Annotated in this window: 27 protein-coding genes and 1 pseudogene; 9 read left to right on the plus strand and 19 right to left on the minus strand. The window is 27.5% G+C overall.

Annotated features, from left to right (window positions below; translation table 11 throughout):
* Positions 1-25 precede the first annotated feature (25 nt).
* The 6 genes and pseudogenes from ruvX to hisA all read right to left on the minus strand — a co-directional run bounded on the left by ruvX (position 26) and on the right by hisA (position 5,865).
* Complete coding sequence (gene ruvX, locus EU96_RS07015; RefSeq protein ID WP_032526072.1) at positions 26-487, minus strand: Holliday junction resolvase RuvX; 462 nt, start codon at positions 485-487, stop codon at positions 26-28.
* The gene (locus tag EU96_RS07010) at positions 484-1,539 is read right to left on the minus strand and encodes a hypothetical protein (RefSeq protein WP_032526074.1); all 1,056 of its coding nucleotides are present in this window, start codon (positions 1,537-1,539) and stop codon (positions 484-486) included. The genes ruvX and EU96_RS07010 overlap by 4 nt, the downstream gene beginning before the upstream one ends.
* Positions 1,540-2,706 carry a hypothetical protein gene (locus EU96_RS07005; protein ID WP_032526076.1) on the minus strand — a complete coding sequence of 389 codons (1,167 nt, stop codon included), beginning with the start codon at positions 2,704-2,706 and terminating at the stop codon, positions 1,540-1,542.
* Between the two features lie 146 nt (positions 2,707-2,852).
* Positions 2,853-3,386, minus strand: a pseudogene (locus tag EU96_RS07000) (thylakoid membrane photosystem I accumulation factor); the annotation flags it as partial.
* A gap of 15 nt (positions 3,387-3,401) precedes the next feature.
* Positions 3,402-5,018 (minus strand): DUF3685 domain-containing protein, encoded by a 1,617-nt coding sequence (locus tag EU96_RS06995; protein ID WP_032526078.1) that lies wholly within the window; start codon positions 5,016-5,018, stop codon positions 3,402-3,404.
* A 79-nt stretch (positions 5,019-5,097) separates the two neighbouring features.
* A complete protein-coding gene (gene hisA, locus EU96_RS06990) occupies positions 5,098-5,865 on the minus strand; it encodes a 1-(5-phosphoribosyl)-5-[(5-phosphoribosylamino)methylideneamino]imidazole-4-carboxamide isomerase (protein WP_032526080.1) in 768 nt (255 codons plus the stop codon).
* A gap of 92 nt (positions 5,866-5,957) precedes the next feature.
* On the opposite strand from hisA, the gene EU96_RS06985 reads away from it, so the two are divergent.
* A complete protein-coding gene (locus EU96_RS06985) occupies positions 5,958-6,878 on the plus strand; it encodes an NAD-dependent epimerase/dehydratase family protein (RefSeq protein ID WP_032526081.1) in 921 nt (306 codons plus the stop codon).
* Here the strand turns inward: EU96_RS06985 and pgsA are convergent.
* On the minus strand, positions 6,852-7,391 hold the full coding sequence (gene pgsA, locus EU96_RS06980; RefSeq protein WP_032526083.1) for a CDP-diacylglycerol--glycerol-3-phosphate 3-phosphatidyltransferase: 540 nt from the start codon (positions 7,389-7,391) through the stop codon (positions 6,852-6,854). The two genes, EU96_RS06985 and pgsA, sit on opposite strands and share 27 nt — an antisense overlap.
* Positions 7,392-7,578: 187 nt before the next feature.
* On the opposite strand from pgsA, the gene EU96_RS06975 reads away from it, so the two are divergent.
* Positions 7,579-8,190: a PCC domain-containing protein gene (locus EU96_RS06975; RefSeq protein ID WP_032526231.1), complete on the plus strand. Its 612-nt coding sequence runs from the start codon at positions 7,579-7,581 to the stop codon at positions 8,188-8,190.
* A 10-nt stretch (positions 8,191-8,200) separates the two neighbouring features.
* Here the strand turns inward: EU96_RS06975 and EU96_RS06970 are convergent, their stop codons facing one another.
* The 3 genes from EU96_RS06970 to nth are packed head-to-tail and all read right to left on the minus strand — an operon-like array spanning position 8,201 to position 9,764.
* Positions 8,201-8,389: a hypothetical protein gene (locus EU96_RS06970; RefSeq protein WP_025923092.1), complete on the minus strand. Its 189-nt coding sequence runs from the start codon at positions 8,387-8,389 to the stop codon at positions 8,201-8,203.
* Between the two features lie 26 nt (positions 8,390-8,415).
* Positions 8,416-9,075: an SDR family oxidoreductase gene (locus EU96_RS06965; protein ID WP_032526085.1), complete on the minus strand. Its 660-nt coding sequence runs from the start codon at positions 9,073-9,075 to the stop codon at positions 8,416-8,418.
* A gap of 35 nt (positions 9,076-9,110) precedes the next feature.
* Positions 9,111-9,764 (minus strand): endonuclease III, encoded by a 654-nt coding sequence (gene nth, locus EU96_RS06960; protein ID WP_032526086.1) that lies wholly within the window; start codon positions 9,762-9,764, stop codon positions 9,111-9,113.
* A gap of 96 nt (positions 9,765-9,860) precedes the next feature.
* Between nth and EU96_RS06955 the strand changes: the two genes are divergently transcribed.
* Together EU96_RS06955 and EU96_RS06950 are read left to right on the plus strand one after the other, a co-directional pair.
* Positions 9,861-10,919 (plus strand): ABC transporter ATP-binding protein, encoded by a 1,059-nt coding sequence (locus EU96_RS06955; protein WP_032526232.1) that lies wholly within the window; start codon positions 9,861-9,863, stop codon positions 10,917-10,919.
* A gap of 243 nt (positions 10,920-11,162) precedes the next feature.
* A complete protein-coding gene (locus EU96_RS06950; RefSeq protein WP_032526089.1) occupies positions 11,163-11,717 on the plus strand; it encodes a ferritin in 555 nt (184 codons plus the stop codon).
* Here EU96_RS06950 and EU96_RS06945 read toward each other — a convergent pair.
* The 5 genes from EU96_RS06945 to EU96_RS06925 all read right to left on the minus strand — a co-directional run bounded on the left by EU96_RS06945 (position 11,703) and on the right by EU96_RS06925 (position 15,490).
* A complete protein-coding gene (locus EU96_RS06945; protein WP_032526090.1) occupies positions 11,703-11,993 on the minus strand; it encodes a hypothetical protein in 291 nt (96 codons plus the stop codon). The two genes, EU96_RS06950 and EU96_RS06945, sit on opposite strands and share 15 nt — an antisense overlap.
* Positions 11,994-11,997: 4 nt before the next feature.
* Positions 11,998-12,585, minus strand: a complete 588-nt coding sequence (locus EU96_RS06940; protein WP_032526091.1) for a Crp/Fnr family transcriptional regulator — start codon at positions 12,583-12,585, stop codon at positions 11,998-12,000.
* 336 nt (positions 12,586-12,921) lie between these two features.
* Positions 12,922-13,713, minus strand: coding sequence for an ABC transporter ATP-binding protein (locus EU96_RS06935; protein WP_032526093.1), 792 nt, complete (start codon positions 13,711-13,713; stop codon positions 12,922-12,924).
* 104 nt (positions 13,714-13,817) lie between these two features.
* The gene (locus EU96_RS06930; RefSeq protein ID WP_032526094.1) at positions 13,818-15,140 is read right to left on the minus strand and encodes a Rieske 2Fe-2S domain-containing protein; all 1,323 of its coding nucleotides are present in this window, start codon (positions 15,138-15,140) and stop codon (positions 13,818-13,820) included.
* A gap of 155 nt (positions 15,141-15,295) precedes the next feature.
* Positions 15,296-15,490: a hypothetical protein gene (locus EU96_RS06925; protein WP_032526233.1), complete on the minus strand. Its 195-nt coding sequence runs from the start codon at positions 15,488-15,490 to the stop codon at positions 15,296-15,298.
* Between the two features lie 369 nt (positions 15,491-15,859).
* Here EU96_RS06925 and EU96_RS06920 point away from each other — a divergent pair, with 369 nt between their 5' ends.
* Positions 15,860-16,201 carry a hypothetical protein gene (locus EU96_RS06920; RefSeq protein WP_032526095.1) on the plus strand — a complete coding sequence of 114 codons (342 nt, stop codon included), beginning with the start codon at positions 15,860-15,862 and terminating at the stop codon, positions 16,199-16,201.
* 22 nt (positions 16,202-16,223) lie between these two features.
* On the opposite strand, the gene EU96_RS06915 is transcribed toward EU96_RS06920, so the two are convergent.
* The 3 genes from EU96_RS06915 to EU96_RS10185 form a co-directional block, all read right to left on the minus strand.
* Positions 16,224-16,406 carry a hypothetical protein gene (locus tag EU96_RS06915; protein ID WP_032526096.1) on the minus strand — a complete coding sequence of 61 codons (183 nt, stop codon included), beginning with the start codon at positions 16,404-16,406 and terminating at the stop codon, positions 16,224-16,226.
* Positions 16,407-16,750: 344 nt separating this feature from the next.
* Complete coding sequence (locus EU96_RS06910) at positions 16,751-17,047, minus strand: hypothetical protein (RefSeq protein WP_032526097.1); 297 nt, start codon at positions 17,045-17,047, stop codon at positions 16,751-16,753.
* A gap of 93 nt (positions 17,048-17,140) precedes the next feature.
* The gene (locus tag EU96_RS10185; protein ID WP_193741302.1) at positions 17,141-17,290 is read right to left on the minus strand and encodes a hypothetical protein; all 150 of its coding nucleotides are present in this window, start codon (positions 17,288-17,290) and stop codon (positions 17,141-17,143) included.
* A gap of 75 nt (positions 17,291-17,365) precedes the next feature.
* Between EU96_RS10185 and EU96_RS06905 the strand changes: the two genes are divergently transcribed.
* The 4 genes from EU96_RS06905 to EU96_RS09745 all read left to right on the plus strand — a co-directional run bounded on the left by EU96_RS06905 (position 17,366) and on the right by EU96_RS09745 (position 19,317).
* Positions 17,366-17,764 (plus strand): hypothetical protein, encoded by a 399-nt coding sequence (locus tag EU96_RS06905; RefSeq protein WP_032526098.1) that lies wholly within the window; start codon positions 17,366-17,368, stop codon positions 17,762-17,764.
* Positions 17,765-17,896: 132 nt separating this feature from the next.
* Positions 17,897-18,211 (plus strand): hypothetical protein, encoded by a 315-nt coding sequence (locus tag EU96_RS06900; protein ID WP_032526099.1) that lies wholly within the window; start codon positions 17,897-17,899, stop codon positions 18,209-18,211.
* A 488-nt stretch (positions 18,212-18,699) separates the two neighbouring features.
* A complete protein-coding gene (locus EU96_RS10190) occupies positions 18,700-18,873 on the plus strand; it encodes a hypothetical protein (RefSeq protein ID WP_193741303.1) in 174 nt (57 codons plus the stop codon).
* A 261-nt stretch (positions 18,874-19,134) separates the two neighbouring features.
* Positions 19,135-19,317 carry a hypothetical protein gene (locus tag EU96_RS09745; RefSeq protein WP_032526101.1) on the plus strand — a complete coding sequence of 61 codons (183 nt, stop codon included), beginning with the start codon at positions 19,135-19,137 and terminating at the stop codon, positions 19,315-19,317.
* A 38-nt stretch (positions 19,318-19,355) separates the two neighbouring features.
* On the opposite strand, the gene urtE is transcribed toward EU96_RS09745, so the two are convergent.
* Positions 19,356-20,066 (minus strand): urea ABC transporter ATP-binding subunit UrtE, encoded by a 711-nt coding sequence (gene urtE / locus EU96_RS06890; protein ID WP_032526102.1) that lies wholly within the window; start codon positions 20,064-20,066, stop codon positions 19,356-19,358.
* Positions 20,067-20,068 lie beyond the last annotated feature (2 nt).

A 20,068-nucleotide genomic window follows, 5' to 3' on the forward strand; every position in this document is an offset into this window, starting at 1 on the left:
AAAAATAATCTAATTCTTTTTAATACTAATATTTTATCTGAGCTTTACCAGCTAATTCTTCTAATTCAGGACCTTCTTTGATCCATTGTTCAAGTATTACTTTTGCTGAAAAACTATCAATCAATCCAGATTTGTCTTTTTTAATTCCAAATCTATTCAAAGATTCCCATGTTGAACTATGTTCGTTTACGTAAGAAAATGGAAGCTTTAATTTATTTGAAAGTAATTGACCGTAATTTTTACAGTCAATAGCTTGAGTGGTCATTTTACCTTCATCATCTAGTGGAATACCCACAATAAAACCAGTCAAATTAAATTCATTTATATAATTTTTAATGATTTTAATCTCTTGATTATTTTCAAATCGTTTTACTGCTGGAAGTATATTTGATGTTATGCATAGTGGATCACAATAAGCTAATCCTATTCTTTTGGAACCTATATCCAAACTCAAAATTGACTTGGGTTTGGGTTTGCAAAATTTCACTTTGTTTTTAATGGAAAAGGAGATGGATATGGATTACCTTTTGGACTTAATTTTTCAAATATTGATTCCAAAGATTGATTTATTATATTTACTTGTTTGGCTTCATTTTTAACTATTGTGTTCCTGATAAGAATTATTTCTTGATTTTTTTCTTTGAGATTACATTCTTCGAGAAAAAGATTTAATTGAGAATTTTCTTTATAGGTTTTTAAATATGAAACAGGTGATTTTTCAAAAAATCTTTTTATAAATTCTTTTAAAATAGAATTGAATCTCTTATCCCAATATCTACTTATAGTTAAAGTATAAATTTCTTCTTTTTGATAATTTATATCTTTTAAAATTGTACATAAAACTGAATTTTCATATATTAATGAACCACTTTTAGAATTATTTCTTTTAAGAATGTCGTCTTGATCAAAATCTAAAATATTTCTTATTAAGGGAGATTGATTTGATCTTATGAAATTCACTATTTTTAAGATATTTTGTTTATTGATGTTTTGGAATTCATTAATTAATTCATAGGAATTGGTATTTTGCTTTATAGATTTATTTAGATCAGAACCATCCCAAAGGATTATCTCTCCTAACGGTTGAAAGCCTAATTCTCTTGAGGTTGATATGAGGTCAACATTATTTATATCAGCGTTAATTATCCAACTTGAAGTTTTGATGTCTTTTATGGAGATAGATTTTTTTATCAATCCTAAAGTTAATTGTTTATCTGTTAAAGAACACTTGTTATTAATCAACTTGGGCTTAGATATTTTTAAGCAAGTCTCTTTTTTGTTTAAAGGAAAAATATTTAAATAACCAATAATTTCGTTTCCATATATAGCAATTATGCATTTATTTTTATTTTTCTTAAGATTATTTAAAAAAATTTTTAAGTCATCAAAGGTATTTATAATTGCCATCTTTAAAAACCAATTATTCAATTCCTTATTTTTAATATCTATTAAAAGGTTAATGTGCCTTATATGGAGTTCTTCAAAAGTTACTTCCATTCCTTTTTTAGATTGAAAAGAATAAGAGGTATCTTTTTTCATTTACTTTTTTTCTCTTATTAATACTATAGGGGTTTTTTCATCTCCATTGCCAGCTGGATTAGATATTAAGTTTCTTTTGAGTATTTTATTTACTGCTTTATTTGAACTAGCTAAGACTTTCACACCGCCAAGATCATTAACATCGACTACAGCAACATCTATATTTAGATAGTTTGAGACCTCCTTACAAAATAACTCCGCATTGATAGGACCCATAACTATACTCTTGTCGTAAGGTGTAATTGTACCGCTTATATCATCAATGAGAGATGATTCTGAACCCGTTAACCTATAAAACATACCTTTAATACCAATTAATTTGGAGAGAAATCCAACAAATAGTGCAAAGGTTATTCTTGTTACTCCGATTCTATTTATTAATAATTGCATGCCGCAAGCTGTTGCGAGACTGCTTGTAGGGTGAAAAAAATAACATAAAGCTTTCGAAAATAAACTATATTCTAAATTTTGAGGGGAAATATATCTATTTTGCATAATCGCTAGCGGACTCTCACCGATTGTTAAAATATCATTTTTTTCTACAATTCCTTTGCTGTATTCAATCACAGTATTTACTGGATTATCAAAGCAACCAAGTAAATCAGTTTTAATAGCAAAAGCTTTATATTTATTATTTATTGGAATTTCAAAAACTTCTTTCGGCCTTTGTTTTTGACCATCTAAATTAATTAACAAACAATCCTTATTATGTGAAATACCAAAATGTCCATAGTTCTCCCAATATGCTTTTAACCATAGATATTTTATTTTTTTTCTAAAATTATTATTGCTAAATTTATATATGATTCTTACAAATAATTCTGAATTTGACTTGATAATTGTTGTTGGCCAGTAATTATTTAAATTCTTAATTTTATTATTTTCATAAATATATATATCTTCTTGATAATTAAAATTTTGGCAATATTCGTTACCTTTACTTTTAAAAAAATCTAATTCAAAATTTATATTAGATACCATCGTCTCTTTGGTTTTACTTTTATTAGTTATTTTTAAATCAATAATTAATTCGTTTAAACCATCCTTTTTTTTGATTTTGTAATTTATAGGTACCAGATTTAACTTTGATTTGGGTGAGTTTTTAATATATAAATCTGAAAGAATTAAAAAAATTAGTAAAAATAAAAGGATATTTACAAATAACATTTTTTCTTAAATATTTAATTATTTTTAGTTTCTTTTGTTTCTTCTTTAACTTCACTTTCTTCTGGTTCCTCTAATTTTACTTCTTGTACTTTTGTTTCTTCTTTAACTTCACTTTCTTCTGGTTCCTCTAATTTTACTTCTTGTACTTTTGTTTCTGAAATTGTACTATTGTATTCATTAAAGGCTTCTACTGTAAATGTGGAACTTTTATCTCTTTCGATCCCTGTTGATTGACTAATAATTTTGTTCATCTCACCAAAGTCAGCCATTCCATTTTTATCAAATTTAATTTGCCCATTACTATCAATAATAATAGTTTGAGGAATTAATCCATTCCAATAAAAATTGGGTTCAGTTGGAAGATCAGATTTCTCTTCGTTTTGTAGTTCATCTGTGGTTAAAGCAATAATATCTATATTTTCCCTCCATATCAAATCTAGACCTGATATCACCGGAGACATTGCTTTGCTGTCAGAACTATCATCAAGGTAGAAGAATAGAACTGATACCCTTTTATTATTTAATGAATCCTTTAATGTTGTCTTAGGAGGAACTATTGCTCCATTCCCTGCATATATAGGGAAAATGTTGCCATCATAACTGTCTGTATCTCTATTGGCATTCGCTTTATATGGACTTAAGAAAATTAATGCTATTAGGATCCATTGAATTATTTTCATTAAAAGTTTAAAAACTTACTTTGAATTTGATCTTCCTAATCCTTGAAGGATTCCTTTCCCCACTAAACCGATAGCTTTGCCAACGACCTTTGTAAGGAAAGTTACGAAAAGATTACCGATATATTTTACTGCAACTTCTAACTGAGGTGCTACGGCATCTCTTATCTCGACTAACAATGTAACTTGTTTTTGTAGCCATTCTAGATTCTCTAATTCTTTCTCCCTATTTTCATTTTTAAAGTAACGGGTAAATTTTTTATCGATAATATCAATATATTCTCGTTTACTCTCATACAAGTAGATAGGCATATAAATATAGTCATGCCAGCGATTATAGTTATTAATATTATTTCTAAATCTTTCAAAATTTCTTGTTGATTGTAATTCGGGATTTATAAGTACAGTTCTTAATTCAGGCCAAGAAGAACAAATATTAAAGATTTCAGAAGCCAATAAATTACAGTTCCTTATTGTCCAATTTGAAATTATATTTTCAAGGATCAAAAACGATTCTGTTTCATATAGAGGGAGTAATTTCCCATCATAGTCAAGAGCTTCATTTTTAATAATTGGCTCAATAAACATTATTGATTCATGTGATTCTCTATCTATCTCTTCGCATCTTACCTCACTATAAATAAAATCATTTATTGAAATAGATTCGCTTCCTTTTTTTAATCGAAAATAGCTGTCTGTGATATTTGAAATTGTATTAACTTTAAGTTCTTTTATTAGTGAATTTAGATCATCTTTAAAATCTTTCTCCTTATAGTTTTCCTTAATATTTTTTACTAAATTATCTAACTCATCTAACATTTTGCAAATTAGTCGTGAAATGAATTCTTTCTTTATCCCAGAGAGAATTATTGATGAATTATTAAATTCAACCTGTAAGTTAGTTGAGCTATACCTTTCTTTTAGTCTATCTAGAATTAAATTCCATATTTCTGTAGTGTTTTTATCTTTAATGAATACAGTGTTCTTATTCTCAAGATTAATTTTATTTTCAGTGTAAACTGCCTCTGTATAAAGTTCTAGTGAATTACCCCATAAGAAAATTAGAAAAGATTTTGCAGTAATAAGTTCTCTTAATCTTCCTTTTAAAATGAATTTATAAAATTCTGGTGTTGAATCAGAGTTGACATATTTGAAAATATAATTAATTTCAGAATCTATTTGTTTAAGACCTGAACTTAGAATTTTTTGACTAAAAGAGAGAGGCTTATTTTTGTTTAATTGAACTCTGGAATTATTTTCAATATCAAATACCCTTCCTCCATTTAAAATGGTATCAATAGATTCAAGAACTTTTTCTGCACTGGGATTTAAAAGAAAACCTTCAGCATTTAACGATTGAGGGGTATTTGCTTCATAAACAAGTTCGCCAGAGAGAATTATAAGAAACTTTGAATCATCATATCTTTCTCTTAATTTTAATAATTCTAATCTTATAAGATCTTCTGATTGAAAATTAAGAAGATTCCAAATAACTAATTCCGGAGTTTTATCACCTGTTCCATTATTAAAATTAATGTCTAAATTTTGGTCTAGTGATGTTAATTTAAGCGATAAAGATTCTGCTATTAAGCTTGGAGCAATAATTAATATCGATTTTTTTGAAATTAATACCAAAACTAGATTTCTTATCTCTTATACAAAATTAACTAACAATTACTGCAAATACCAGCCTTAAATCAATTTTTATACTCTTTTAAGCGTAATAATTTCTGTTTAAATTAAAGTCATCTAATCTCTCTGATGATAATACATTATTTGCTTCGTTTATCGTGAATTTATTTTCATAGAGAGCTTTACCTACAATTACTCCAAAGAGTCCAGAGTTTTCAAATTTTACTAACGATAATAAATCAGAAATTGAACCAACACCTCCTGAGGCTATTACTGGAATATCTGTAATTTCAAGTATGCTTTTTATGAATTCTTCATTTGTCCCTTCTAACGTCCCATCTGTATTTATATCTGTAACAATAAAACTAGCAATTTTAAATGAAGAAAACTCCTTTACTAGATCTGTGGCAAAAATATTAGATTGCTCAAGCCAACCCCTTGTACTAACTTTTCCATCTTTTGCATCTATCCCAACAATTATCCTTCCAGGAAATTTATTTGATAAGTCTTTAACTAGTTCTTTATTTTCTATTGCAGAGGTTCCCATGATAACTTTTTCAATACCATAAGAAAATAATTGTTCTATCCTTTCTTGAGACCTTATCCCACCACCTATTTGAATAGGTATGTTAACTGTTTTTGCAATCTTTTTTATTGATTTATCGTTTGTTGGGGATCCAGTTTTTGCAGCATCCAAATCAACTATATGTATATATTTTGCTCCTTCGCTTTCCCAAAATTTAGCTTGCTCATGAGGGTCTTTTGTGAAGTCTTTTCTTTTATTAAAGTCGCCTTTAAAAAGCCTTACACACTTACCATTCATTAAATCAATTGCTGGTATTAGGTCCATAGAATCATCCTTTTCATTAATTACTTATTAGTAGTACTATTCAATATGTAATTCTATTTAAGATTACTACTTCAGTTAAATATTTTTTGAATATGAAAATTCTTGTAATGGGTGGCACTAGATTTGTTGGCAAGTCTTTGGTAGGAAAGTTATTAAGTCAAAATCATGATATTGATATTTTTACGAGAGGTAATAAAGCTAATCCTGAAAAAACAAATTTAATTAAGGGTGATAGAAATAATTCAGAAGATATCGTCAAGCTAAGAAATAAAAAGTATGATTTTGTTTATGATATTTCTGGACGAGAGTTAGAACAAACCAAACTTCTTATAGAAAATTTAGATAATTCTTTCCAGAGATATATATATGTCAGCTCTGCAGGTGTTTATAAAGATAATTGTGAACTACCCTTATCCGAAGTTGATGCAATTGATCCAGATAGTAGGCACAAAGGAAAGTTTGAGACAGAAAATTGGTTGAAAAACCAAAAAATTCCTTTTACAAGTTTTAGGCCTACTTATATTTATGGACCAGGAAATTATAATAAAATTGAAAATTGGTTTTTTGAAAGGTTATTTACTAAAAAATCTATACCAATTCCTGGTGACGGGTCTTTAATTACTCAGCTAGGCCATGTTTCTGATCTAACTGATGTAATGATTAGGTGCATAAATTTTGAAAATTCCAAAAATAATATTTACAACTGTTCAGGTGAAAAAGGAGTTACAATAAAGGGTTTAATTTGTTTCTGTGCGAATGTTCTTGGGTTAAACCAAAATGAGATCTCTTTAAGAACATTTGATTATCAAAAATTAGATCCTAAATCTCGAAAGGGATTTCCAATAAGATTAAATCATTATCAGACTGATATCTCTAAGATAAAACGTGATTTAGAGTGGGTGCCCACTTTTGATTTACTTAATGGTTTAAAGGATAGTTTTGTGAAAGATTTTAATAATAAAAAGAGTGAAGAGTTTGATGAAGATTCAGATAATATTCTTTTTAATTCTTAAATAGCCTAATAAAGTTACAAAAGTCAGGATGAATCCTAACCAATAAAAAATTAAAGCCAAATTATTCAAAAAGCTAATTTTTAGTGGTGTAAAGAAGGTGATTACTGAAATAAAAAAGAAAAATGTTTTATATTTACCTAACCTAGATGCTGGTAAACCGTCTTTTGTAGAGTTCCTCAGGCTAGAGATAATTAATTCTCTAAATAAAATTAGTGACAAAGACCAGAAGGGTATAAAATTATTTTTACAAAGGAAGGTTAAAGGAATTAAATAGAATACTTTATCGCTTAAGGGATCAAGGATAGCTCCTAATCTGGTTTTAAGATTAAATTTCCTTGCAATTAACCCGTCAAAATAATCAGTTAAACCTCCAATAATAATCAATATAAAGACATAAAAAGGTCTGTTAATTTCTAAAAAAAGTATTAATGGAAATACAAGGAAAAGGCGAGATATCGATAAAAAGTTGGGAATATTCAATTCCAAATTTTTAAAATTTTTTCTTAATAACAAATTAGTTTTTGTATATAAAAAATATATTACACTCTCAACAAGCTTAAATTTTTAGTAAAAATTTAAAATTGTTTTTAATACTAGATTCTAAAAATTTAATTTAGATCTGAATCCTAAAGATTATAAACTCAACTTCTTTTTATGATTGATGATGTTTTATATTACAAAATTATTCCTCATATCTCTAATGCAGCCTCATAGCCTAAAGCTATCTCCAGAATCTGATTTAATAAATTCAATTAAAGAATATTCTTTATCGAACAATTTATACGGGTATGTTTCAGGAGTGGTTGGTAATCTTAGAACAGTTTGTATTCAATGCCCAGGAAATCAAGAGATAAATAAATTTGAGGGTAATCTAGAGATAGTTTCTTTAAATGGACATTTTAATAAAGGAGATGTTCATTTACATTTGAGTTTTGCAGATGAGGGATGTAATGTATTTGGCGGGCATCTTGAGGAGGGATGTATTGTAAAAAAAGGTACTGATATATTATTACTTTCTTTTGAACAAAAACTTATTAATATCTCAAGTAATGATTTTTTAAAAAATGAATCACGTGTAAAAGCATATATTTTAAAGGATTGTCCTTGGTCTAAAAGAGCAATTAGGTTGCTTAATTCTTTATCTATCCCTCATGAAGTTACTTTAATAGACAATGATGAGAGCTTTAAAAAAATAATGACTCAAAGTAGCCATAATACTTTCCCTCAAATATTTTTGGATAATAAATTTTTTGGAGGATATGATGAACTTTCAGAACAAGCAAAATTGGATAACTTAATTTCATTTAAGTAATCTAAATTTTTTAACTATCACGATTAGTAAGCTTTTCAGCAACTAATTCTTCCTCTAACTGCTTTATTAATCTTGAGACAAGACTTTGAAATTCTGGTTGACAGCCTTTAAATGCAGCTTTATGTCTTATTGGCTCGTTTCTAGTTCTTAAATCAGTAAGCATTAATTGTAATGCGTCAATTTTGGGATTTATTTTCATAGTTTTAATTTATATATTTACATTTTTTAAATCATTTGCATAGCTTTTTTAAAAGATATCTTTTTATTATCATTCGAACTTGTAACTTCTATTAATTTATTTATGGATTCTTTGTTTTTTAAGGAATCTATACAACATTGCGCAACTAATCTTCTTGGTATTGATCCATTAATTTGAGTATCCTCCTTTGAATAATTGATATTTTCTGATTTAATATCTTCATTTTCCTTTAATCCGCCAGGTCTAATTATAGTCCATTCGAAATTTGAATTTCGTAGAAAGTTTTCACCAATTTTCTTCCAAATAAGAATTAAACCAAACAAGTTTAAGGGATGAAATAATTTTCCAGTACAAAGAGAACTAACTAAAATAACTCTCTTAATGCCAACTCTTTTGCAACTTTCTAATTGCCTGTATACTCCTAATGCGTCAACCATCGCTGGACCAGTTAAATCTAAAGATGCTCTTGCACCAGTGGCAATTACTAAAGCATCAATATCTTTTATAGCTTTATCTAGTTCTTCTTTTTTGTCTAATGAAACTCTAAATGTCTCTAAATTCTTTAGTCCTTCTATAACTTTTGAGTTCTTTCTAATGATTTGCCTTACTTTATATCCTTTCTTAACTGCCTCTTCAGAAATTCTGTAACCCGTTTTTCCCGATGCACCAGTAATTGCAATTTTCATGATTAAAAAACTAATTTAATTATTATATAAATTTCTTATGCTTTTTTACATATGAATTTCTTTTTTCTTTTGGGATAAAGAGTACTACATAAATAACATTTTGTTCCATCACAGCCTCTTGCGGTACAGTATTCTCTTCCAAAAAAGATTATTTGCAAATGTAATGTATTCCATTCATTAACAGGAAATATTTTTTTCAGGTCTTTTTCTGTTTGAACTACGCTATCTCCATTTGTTAGACCCCATCTTTGTGACAACCTGTGAATGTGAGTATCCACTGGGAATGAGGGGATTTTAAAAACTTGTGACATTACAACCGAAGCTGTTTTATGACCTACCCCTGGAAGAGATTCAAGTTTATCAAAAGTATTTGGGACTATACTTTTATGCTTCTCAATCAAGAGTTTAGAAAGGTTATAGATGTTCTTTGATTTTTGATTCGATAGACCTAAAAATTTTATGTATTCATAAATGCCATTAATACCTAACTTAACCATCTTTTCTGGATTATCTGCAACTTTAAATAAGCTTTTTGTTAATTCATTAACTTTCTTATCTGTTGATTGAGCACTTAAAACCACTGCAACTAGAAGTGTATATGCATTTTTATGATCAAGAGGTATTGGAGGCGACGGATATAGCTTTTTGAGTTCCCTGCGTATTATTTCTGCTCTTTCAGCCTTTCTCATTAAATTTGAAAAATTGAATGGTGTATAAAATTATACATGAGTTATTTTAAGTTGATATTTTCTGCTAATTTAATGTGTTTAAAGAAGAAAAATTTTGTGAAAAATGATGCGTTAATAATTGATGATCTGCATCATAAATATGATAAGCGAGAATATTCAAATTGGATATTAAATGAAATTAACCTGAAAATTAAAAATGGCGAATTATTAGGTTTGCTTGGACCTTCAGGTTGTGGAAAAACTACTCTTTTGAGATTAATCGCAGGGTTCGAATATCCATCTAAAGGAAGTATTTCTCTAAATGATAAGGAAATTTCAAGTAGGAAAAATTTTCTTAACCCTGAGAAAAGAAATATTGGGATGGTTTTTCAAGATTACGCACTGTTCCCTCACTTAACCGTTATGGAAAATGTGATGTTTGGTTTGAAAAACAAAAAAGATAGATCTAGAGTTGACTATTTATTAAAGGTTGTTGGCCTTGATAGTTTTGTTGGAAGGTACCCACATGAATTGTCTGGAGGTCAAAAACAAAGACTCGCAATTGCGAGGGCTCTTGCTCCCGGTACTAATTTTATTTTATTGGATGAACCCTTTTGTAGTCTTGATATGCATGTCAAACTTAAATTGAGAAGTGAACTGCCAAATATTCTAAGAGGTTGTAATGCAAGCGGATTGATGGTTACTCATGATCCTGAAGAAGCTATGTCAATTTGCGATAAAGTTGCCGTTATGAATGAAGGTAAAATTCATCAAATTGATACACCAATTAACCTTCTAAATAATCCGAAGACTATATTTGTTAGCAGTTTTATTTTGGGAAATAATATTATTAATCTCAAAAAAAATGGTAATACATTGTTGTCTTGTTTAGGTGAAATAAATAGTTCAGGGTTATTAAAAAATACACATATAAAAATAATGTCAATTTCGCCTAAATTTATTTCAATTAAAAAATCAGAATCTGGTAATGCAAATGTAATATCTAAAGAATTTCTTGGAGAATTTCTTATCTATAAAGTATCTATTAATAATAACATTTTGAGAGTTAGAACTAATATTAATAATCTCCTAAATAACGGTGATAAATGTTCACTTTCTATAAATAAAAATAGTTATTATTTTTTATATCCTGGTGCACATAAGGTATATATATAAACTTTAATTATGAGCAATTACACTTCCCACCCCTCCAATTAGAGCATTTTTTCTTTTTACATTTCTTTTTTTTACTTAAATATATTTTATTAGTTAATAGCAGTTCAGAAAAACTGTACTCTGAATTCATTTATAGTATTGAGATTGATTTTCATTATCATATTATTTAATTTAATTTAAAGGTTTAATTAATTACTAATTTATACAAAATGTTGTATTATTTATATAGTTTCTTTTTTAGTAATGAATGAAAATAATTTAAAAACAAAGAAATTAATTAATTTTGGCCCATCTGGAAGAGCTGTTGCACAACCAATGGAAGTCTCTTTATTGGATAATATGTTTGAACATTTAACAATGGAAAGATATGCCAATGTTCAATATTTTTCGATATACCTATGGTTTCAAGAGAGGGACCTAAATGGTTTTGCCTCACATTTTCTAAGTGAATCACAAGGTGAAATGGAACATGCTCAAAAATTTGCAGATTACTTAATAGCAAGAGGACAAAGCGTAAAATTAGATGAACTTCCTGCTCCAGTTCAATCATGGGATTCAATTGAGGATTTAATTTCTTATTCTTTCAACATGGAGGCTGATTTAACTTCATCTCTACAACAACTTTATTCCATTTCAGAAAGAATTTCAGATACAAGAACCAACGTATTTTTAGATCCAATTGTAGAGGCTCAAACAAAATCAGAGGATGAATTTGCAAACATACTTGGCAAAGTTAAGTTTGCATCTAATCAACCGTCTGCAATCTTGTTGATAGATAGTGATTTAAAGAAAAAATAAATTACTTTCAAGTTTATTCTCATTCAATGTTCTTTTGGTTATTTCAACAAGTAACTTAGAAAAGTTTATTTTTTCATTTGATTTTTTATTTAAGAGCTTAGCGATTTTAGAAATTTCATTTACTCTTTTAAAAATATTTTTGTTTTCATAAAATAACCTTTCTTTCAATCCTTTATTATGAGTAGTTTTGAAAGATTGCTTTATGTTTCTAAGTCTATTTGATAATACATCAACTTCTATTAACAAGTTGTTAGTTATTGATTGTGATTCCTTCATGTTTTTAAAGTGGTGATGTTTCAATAAAAGAAGGCGCAACACTTACTGTTTGGGTGCCAATTGGAGCAATTAATAACTCAGATGATCTTAATTTTGAAATTAATCTTGTTGATGTTACTCGCGTTGAGCCGATTAATTCACCTATCCTTTCATGAGTTAGCCTAAAAGGTAGCTCACACCATTGACCACATCGTCTTCCTAAACGATTTACTAGTATTGAAAATAAAGCTTGTAATCTTTGTTCCGCATTCCCTAAGTGTCTAATTCTAAGGAGTTGCAAAGTCCACTCATTTACTGCGTCGAAACCAATATTTTCATCTATATTTACATTGCTTTGAAATGACAAATCTGTAAGTGCTTCAACACAGACACCTTCACTACACAAAAGCTCCGTTCTTAATTGATCTCCTGACTGTAAAAATGCAAGTGTCATGCCTTCAGTTTCTTCGCAAGGGCAATAAACTCTAGCTATTCCACTTTCAACTTCTAAGCATGTGCCTTTTGGCCTAGATGCAGGGTCTATTAAGACACTTTGCCCAGTTATTAACCTTATAGTTCTAGAAGTGGGTTCTCCATAATTATGGAAATTCATCTAAATTTAATATGATAATGAGAATTATTATCAATTATGTACTATAAATATACTTATTGCAATAGATTCTCATTATCAACATGTTTTTTGACTTTTTTCTTTACAAAGTTTATAAAGAATATAATTTAAATATAATTCTTAAAAATCTTTTATTTTAGATGAGCGTAAATAGAGTTTGTTTTAATTGTGGAAGTTCTTCATTAGTTTCAGATCGATCTTTAGGAGGTAAGATTGTGTGCTCTAAATGTGGTTCTTCTTCATTTAAAAATAAATCCTCTTCATTTTTAAAAAGGAAAAACTTAATTTTTCTTGCTATTGTGATAGCTATTTTTATAATTATTCTTTAGATAATTTGTTTATATTCCAAAATCCATCATTTTTAATTACCTCTACATCAATCCCATATAACTTATTAAGATTTTCACTATTTATAACCTTATTTTGATATCCATCAGCCATTATCTCTCCACTTTTTATCATTATTACCCGATCATAAATAGACGTAATCATTGAAATATTATGGGTTACACATAGTATTTTGGTATTTAATTTTGATAATTCATTAATCTTATCAATTACAAAAAACTTTGATTTATAGTCTAAATTTGCAATTGGCTCATCTAGGATTAATATATCAGGTTTTTTGATTAACGCTCTGGCAATAAGAGATATTTGTTTCTCTCCATCTGACAAATAAAAAAATTTTTTTTTAGATAAATTTGAAACATTCATAGTTTTCATGATATTTTCAACCTTATAAAGATCGCTTTCAGATTTATTTGGTATGTAACAATATCTTCCATATAGTCCACTTAAAATCAAATCAAAAACATTTAGATTTGGATTTATTCTATTTTTAATATCACTATTTACTGTACTTATTCTTTTTCTTAGTTCCCATAAATTTATAAGTTCTTTGTCAAATATTTTCAGTTTTGAATCATTAGTTATTACTGGGTATATGTTTCTATTAATTAATTCTATTAAAGATGATTTACCCGAACCATTTGGTCCAATTAATATTACATTCTCTGAATACGCTATCTTTAAATTTAAATCTTTTATTACTCTAAAACCACCTTTAAAACAATTTATATTTTTTGCCTCAAACCAAAACTTATTAACCACTAAAACTTATTGCTCCAAAATATAATCAATTGAATTGAGCTTAGAATAAATATAAGAAGATAAAGCCAATTCAACCATGAAGGTCTATTTACTTTCTTCATTAATTATATGATTAACATGAAAATTAGTAGTGGAGCCGCAAATCTAACAAATGTTTTTCTGATAATATCTATATTATTTATAACTTCTAAATTTTTAATCTCTGGGGGATATTTTAAAATCACATTATCGTATACGCTAAGATTTTCACCTTTATTAATATTTTTCCAAGGATTATCTTTCTCTTCAGACTTCTTATACCATTTCCAAAAGTAATTTATTATTCTGTCTTCTCCCAATAATTTTATTTCATCTTTTTTAATAAATCCCAATTTATGATTATATGTTTGTGTCTTTAAAATCATATAATCCTCATTAAATATCTTATAAAAAATCTTTCTTTGAGTCTCTTTAAATAATATGAGGTTGTTAAGTAGCTTATTTTTTAAGAATTTCCTGTAGTGTCTTACTATTACTCTTGCTTTATTATTTCCTAATGGAATATGATCTAGAACTTGTAAATATCGACATACCGAAGGATTTCCTTTATAAATTAATATCCTTCCAGGTGGGATATATTTTATGCGGATAAATTCTTTTGAAGGGTCATTTTTGTAGAAGTAAATACTTTCAATGTATTTGGGAGTAACATTAATTTTTTGTTTAAAACTAACAAGTACGTTTTTATTAACATCTTTATCAGGAATTGTATCCCCATGAACCCAAAAAAGATGAAGTATATCTAAGTGATTCTCAATTATCCTTGACCAATCACATTTGAAGTCAACCAACACCTGTTCTGATACATAATCCTCAACTGAAAAGCCATTATCAGATAATTCGTAGTTACTTATAGGTGAATCCTCACTTATATTATTTAAATCAGTCTCAGATTTTTTTAAAAAATGTACAAAAATATATTCATCTTTTTCTAATGCTTTGTATTGAGATAAATGTATTTTTTTGGCGTAGTTATCGTAGTTATTATCCACTATGTGGCTACAAGTAATTCTATCTAGATTTTGGCAACTTCCCTCAGATGAGAATTTCGCTCCGTGATATGGGCAAGTTATCACTCCATTTGATAATGTGCCTCCAAAAAAGGATGCACCCCTATGAGGACATATATTTTTAATGCACCTTACATTTTCATTCTCATCTCTGTAAAGGACAAGAGGCTCATCATAGAGGGAAAAATAATGTAGCGTATTTTTTTTTAGTTCTTTTGAAGGACAAATTGCATACCAACCAAATAAACCTATATTTAAATCTTTTTGATTTTCTCTAATATCAAACGAGTCAATTTTTACTACCGATCCTTTCTCAAAAGGCTTAACAACGGTATTTAAGCCTTTTGATTTAAAAAAATTAATTTGTTTGTTTTCCATAAATTAATTTCTTTTTTTATTGACTAGTTATCTATCGGAACTATAACCCAAGTAAATAATTAATTTCTCATAAAAATATAATTCTCTATTATTTGTAGCAATAATTATGTAGTTTTTGAAATATACTGACGACCTAAAGTATTTAAGTATCTTTTTTATGTTTTTTGTATCTTTTGTGATTCTTTTACATCCTTTATGAAATCGATAGCATCATCAATATTTTTGTGGAAATTGCACTGGCCCAAATAACAACCTATAAATCTCAAGAATTTTCTCTTTCCACCACTAATTTCATATCTATGTATTGTTCCTCCATCAATAGGAGCATATATGAATTCTGGTAATGTCATATTAATTTTAGTTTTATTCCTATCTAAACAATAAGTCATGTGCAAATACATTTCCATAGCACAAGCAATATATTTAATAATTAATTTACTTATTTTTTGATAATTATTTATTGAATACCTAATAATCCTTTGGTATCTATGTAATTATTGATTTAGATTTTTATTATGCCAAATGCTTTTAGGCGTTTATTAAAAAAATTACCAAAAAAAATTCAAACTATAAAATACTCATTTAGAGAGTTTTTATCTTCCAAAATATGAGATTCCCATTATCGTATATACAAATTTTTAATTTTTATAACTTTTAATAAAACATAGTCAGCATAATTAAATTCTAAATTATATTAAATTTGCAATTTATGAAATATTATGATCAAAAGAGTTTTTACGATTATTACTTTAACTTTGCTTCTTCTATTTAGTAGTCCAGTTTACTCTTTAGATACTTCCTCTATAGCTCTTGAAAAGTATACTAAAAAGATTTCTAATAAATTCACTAGAACTTACTGTAACACTACCAAATTTGGGATTTCTTCTGAGGGGGCTTTGGCATTCGCTATTGGAGAGACGAATAAGGAATTTAAAAATAATAAACTCAATAAGTTGATAGATTATCCCCTACTGAAAAATTCAATAGCTAATGATTTAGAAAACAGTTGCCAAATTTATGATTTTGATATTAGTAGTTTAGAAAATTTAGAATTTAACTAGAAAAATAGAAATTGTTAAAGTCTTATTTTCTACCTATCCAGTCATTAGGTTTCTCCATCATCCACTCAAAAACTCCCTTAGCATCTAGGTTTTTAGATGTATAAACAAACAATATTGGAAATATTAAACTTACTGCTCCAATAACTGATAACTCTAATTTGCCGAGACCCATCTCGCTGATTGTTAAGGCGAAATAATTAATCATAAACCTTTTTAGAATTAAAGTTTGTTTACTATATAATTTATAAAAAATTATTTATTCTTTCAATTTTTTATAAAAAATCTTAATTTTCATAGTGAAATATATTTGTATAAAGTACCTATTTTATTGAATCAAACTTTTTAATAATTTAAATATTAGATGCTTGTTATTTGATGGCTATGAATTATGAAATTATAATTTTCACACCTATATTTATGGTATTAATTGGATTTATAGTTTTTTCAATTTTAAAAAAAAGAAAGAGATCGGCAAAAAGTATTTATAAATTAATAGATGATTTAGAAAAAAAATACATATATTAATCATTCTTTTAAAAGTAAAAAAGATTATTCAAATTCTATACCGACTTCTTCTTTTTTATCTCTCTCCAAATCTGGAAGATGGGGTTCAACCCAATGATCTTTGTTATCAATACCAGCTGCATTTACATAGTTCATAATGTGTTGATCGACTTGTTTATAAAGATCATGCAAATTTAAATCCATACGAATGTCATGTGCAATTTCAGAAACTTGTTGTTCAGTTAAACAATGATCTGGATGAAGTAAATCACAGCAGGGAATTCTCTTCTCAATCAATTCATTTAGATTGATTTTTATTTCGTAATCTTGATGAACAGTCATAGATTTTATATCGTTATATTTATTCTAATTATGGTTTGGTTTTTGTATGTCTTTAGTCAAGAAACAAAGTTCTTAAGAACCTAGGAATCAATTCTAAATAAATAGATCTTTTAAGTCTTTGTACAAATCATCATCCTCTTTTGAGTTTGTTAATGGGGCATCATCATCCAGTGTAAGTTCCTTTTTTGAAGTGTAAAAAAGATATCCAAGAGCTCCAAAAAGTAATACTGTGGGTAAAATCATTAGAATTTATTGACTTATAATGAATATAGTGCAACACTTATTAGAGTCAAGTGCTGAACTTTAATTCGTTTTTAGATGCCTACCAAGAAAAAAAGAGTTGGTTTTATTCCAAGAGAAAATGTTATGAAAATAATTGATGAATTGAGTGTAGAGAATAATTTAAGCAATTCAAAAATAATCAGCATTTTAGTAGAGGAAGCACTTTCTATAAGAGGTATTTTTGATAAAAAAACTGGTAAAATAACTCAATCATATCAAAGGATTAATAATAATTCACTACACATATCTGAAGATTCTCCTGACTTTATAGATAATGAAAAACTCAAAATTAATACTAAAGTTGGAAATCATAAAAACTTTGGTAAAACAACTCTATTAAAACCAACAAATCAGGAGTCTTTTGATTCGCAAACTTATAAAAAGTTCTTATCATTCCTTAAATTTCAGGAAATGATGAATGAATTTAATAATTGAATAGGTGTTGCATAGTACTTCACTATGGGTTAAGTTTAATATGTATTTGTTTTGGGGGATTTTGCTATTAAAAATTATTTATTACCTTTACTAAATCTAGAAATCAATTAATCCATAAAATATTAATATGCTATGAAATCATCATTCCAAATTTTATCTATAAATCTTCTACCTCCTGAGAAGTTATATTGTAACTTTAATTATTGGAGTACTTTGTTTTCTCAGGATATGCAAATTTTATGGGATAAAGCCCATGGGGTGCCTTTAGAAAAGCTACCAAAAGGTGTTTCTGATATGATTTTTCCGTATTTATTGCTAGCACTTTCTGATTATAAGACTTCCCAACTAAATAAAATGAATGGAATAGGATTGGATAATCTATTAAGTCTTTGGTTTGATAAGTACTTGTTGAATAAAAATGGGTACTTTGAACTAATTAAAGAATAATTATTTAAATTTACTTTTTTCTACCCAATTAGATCTCTATACAGAAATTTTTTTTGAATATAAAAATTTTCAAAGTTATTCTTTTGCAATTGGCATATCAATAATCTTGTTAAAAATTAATTAAATGGGTTGATCATGATTTCCTTAAATTTCTTTTTAGAAAATATGTGTATTGTCTTTTTGATAATACTAATCAGGAGAGATATAAAATTAAGAAGAGCAAGATAAATAATGTTTAATTCAAAGTCACTGAGTTTAATATTAAATATTTTATTTTGTTTGCTTATAGTAGTTATTTAAATTTTTAGTCCTTAAAATTTTAAAGTTGGTTTAAAATTAACTTATCCAAATATTATCTAAAACAATATTATATTCTAATAAAAATAAATCCCTATACTTCTCACTTTTCTGAGAAAATATCTTTTATGTATATATATTGTTGACTTTTATTGTTGATGCGATGATAATTGAAAAAAAAATTTTTAATCGTGAACCCTCTTTCAGACACTTTTGATGATTTTGTAGACGATCTGGTTTCTTCGGATGTTGATTTATTGAAAGGTGAACTTGATTTTTTACTTATTCAACATCTTTTTAATTCAATTGATTTAAAGGTTATTAAAACATCTGAATTTAAAGATAACGAATCATTAGCTGCTTAGTTTTTTATGAAGTTTTTATATGAAAAAGTTTGGGTTCCTTTTTTTGGCTACATTTTATCCAAATTTGTTTTTTTAATTGAAGGTAACAAGCATTATTCTAAAAATAAGAAACAAAGAGATTAATTACTTTTTCGTCTTCATAAAGTGGCCTTAAATACATAATTAAAGTCAATATATATTGATAACAACAAAAGATATACTTTTTATTTATAAATACATGCATTGTTGAAATATAAACCAATTGCTTTTTAGCAAATTAAAATGATCAATAATAATAATTCCTTGAAGCCATATACTGTGCATTATCGTGACTTTCAAAATATAAGATTAGAAAATTGTTTTTATGCTTTTGATGCTTACGAAGCTAGAACACTAGCGATGGAATTTAATAAGTATATTAATGAACATCCAAACAGTATTGACCTTATAAGATGTGAAAATTAATTAAAATTTGTTTTAGTTATTTTAAAGAAATAATTTATTTAAACACTTAAGAATTTGTCAATAACTGCTTGACTTAACTCCCTAGTATTTCCGCTCGCAACAATGCCTCCGCGTTGCATAGCATAATATCTATCGGCTTGTCTTACAAAATGCAAGTGTTGTTCAACTAATAAAACACCAATTCCTGTATCTCTAATTATCTGATTAATTGCATTTTCAATGTCTAAAACTATATTGGGCTGAATACCTTCAGTTGGCTCGTCAAGTAATAGAAGTTGAGGTTTGCCCAGCAATGCTCTTGCAATAGCTAGTTGCTGTTGTTGTCCTCCACTAAGATCTCCTCCTTTCCTTTGTAAAAAATCTTTTAGGATTGGAAAGAGATCATAAATAAATGAATCTATTTTCTTGTTCTTAGATAATCCACCTGGCAGAGACTCCATTCCTAACATAAGATTCTCTTCAACTGAAAGATATGGAATAATTTCTCTCCCTTGAGGTACGTAAGCCATTCCTTTCCTAGCCCTTTGATGAGGGGCCTTTCTATTTATATTTTCACCAATTAAATAAATATCGCCTTTTTTTTGTTTTAACAAACCAATAAGTGATTTCAATAAAGTTGTTTTGCCCACTCCATTTCTACCAATTAAACAAACCATTTCTCCTGATTTAACATTTAAATCTACATCTCTGAGAATATGGCTCTCGCCATAATAAGTATTTAATGATTTAATTTCCAATAAATTTTTCATAG

Source organism: Prochlorococcus marinus str. MIT 9302, from assembly GCF_000759975.1.
In the GTDB taxonomy this organism is placed as follows: Bacteria; Cyanobacteriota; Cyanobacteriia; order PCC-6307; family Cyanobiaceae; genus Prochlorococcus_A; species Prochlorococcus_A marinus_M.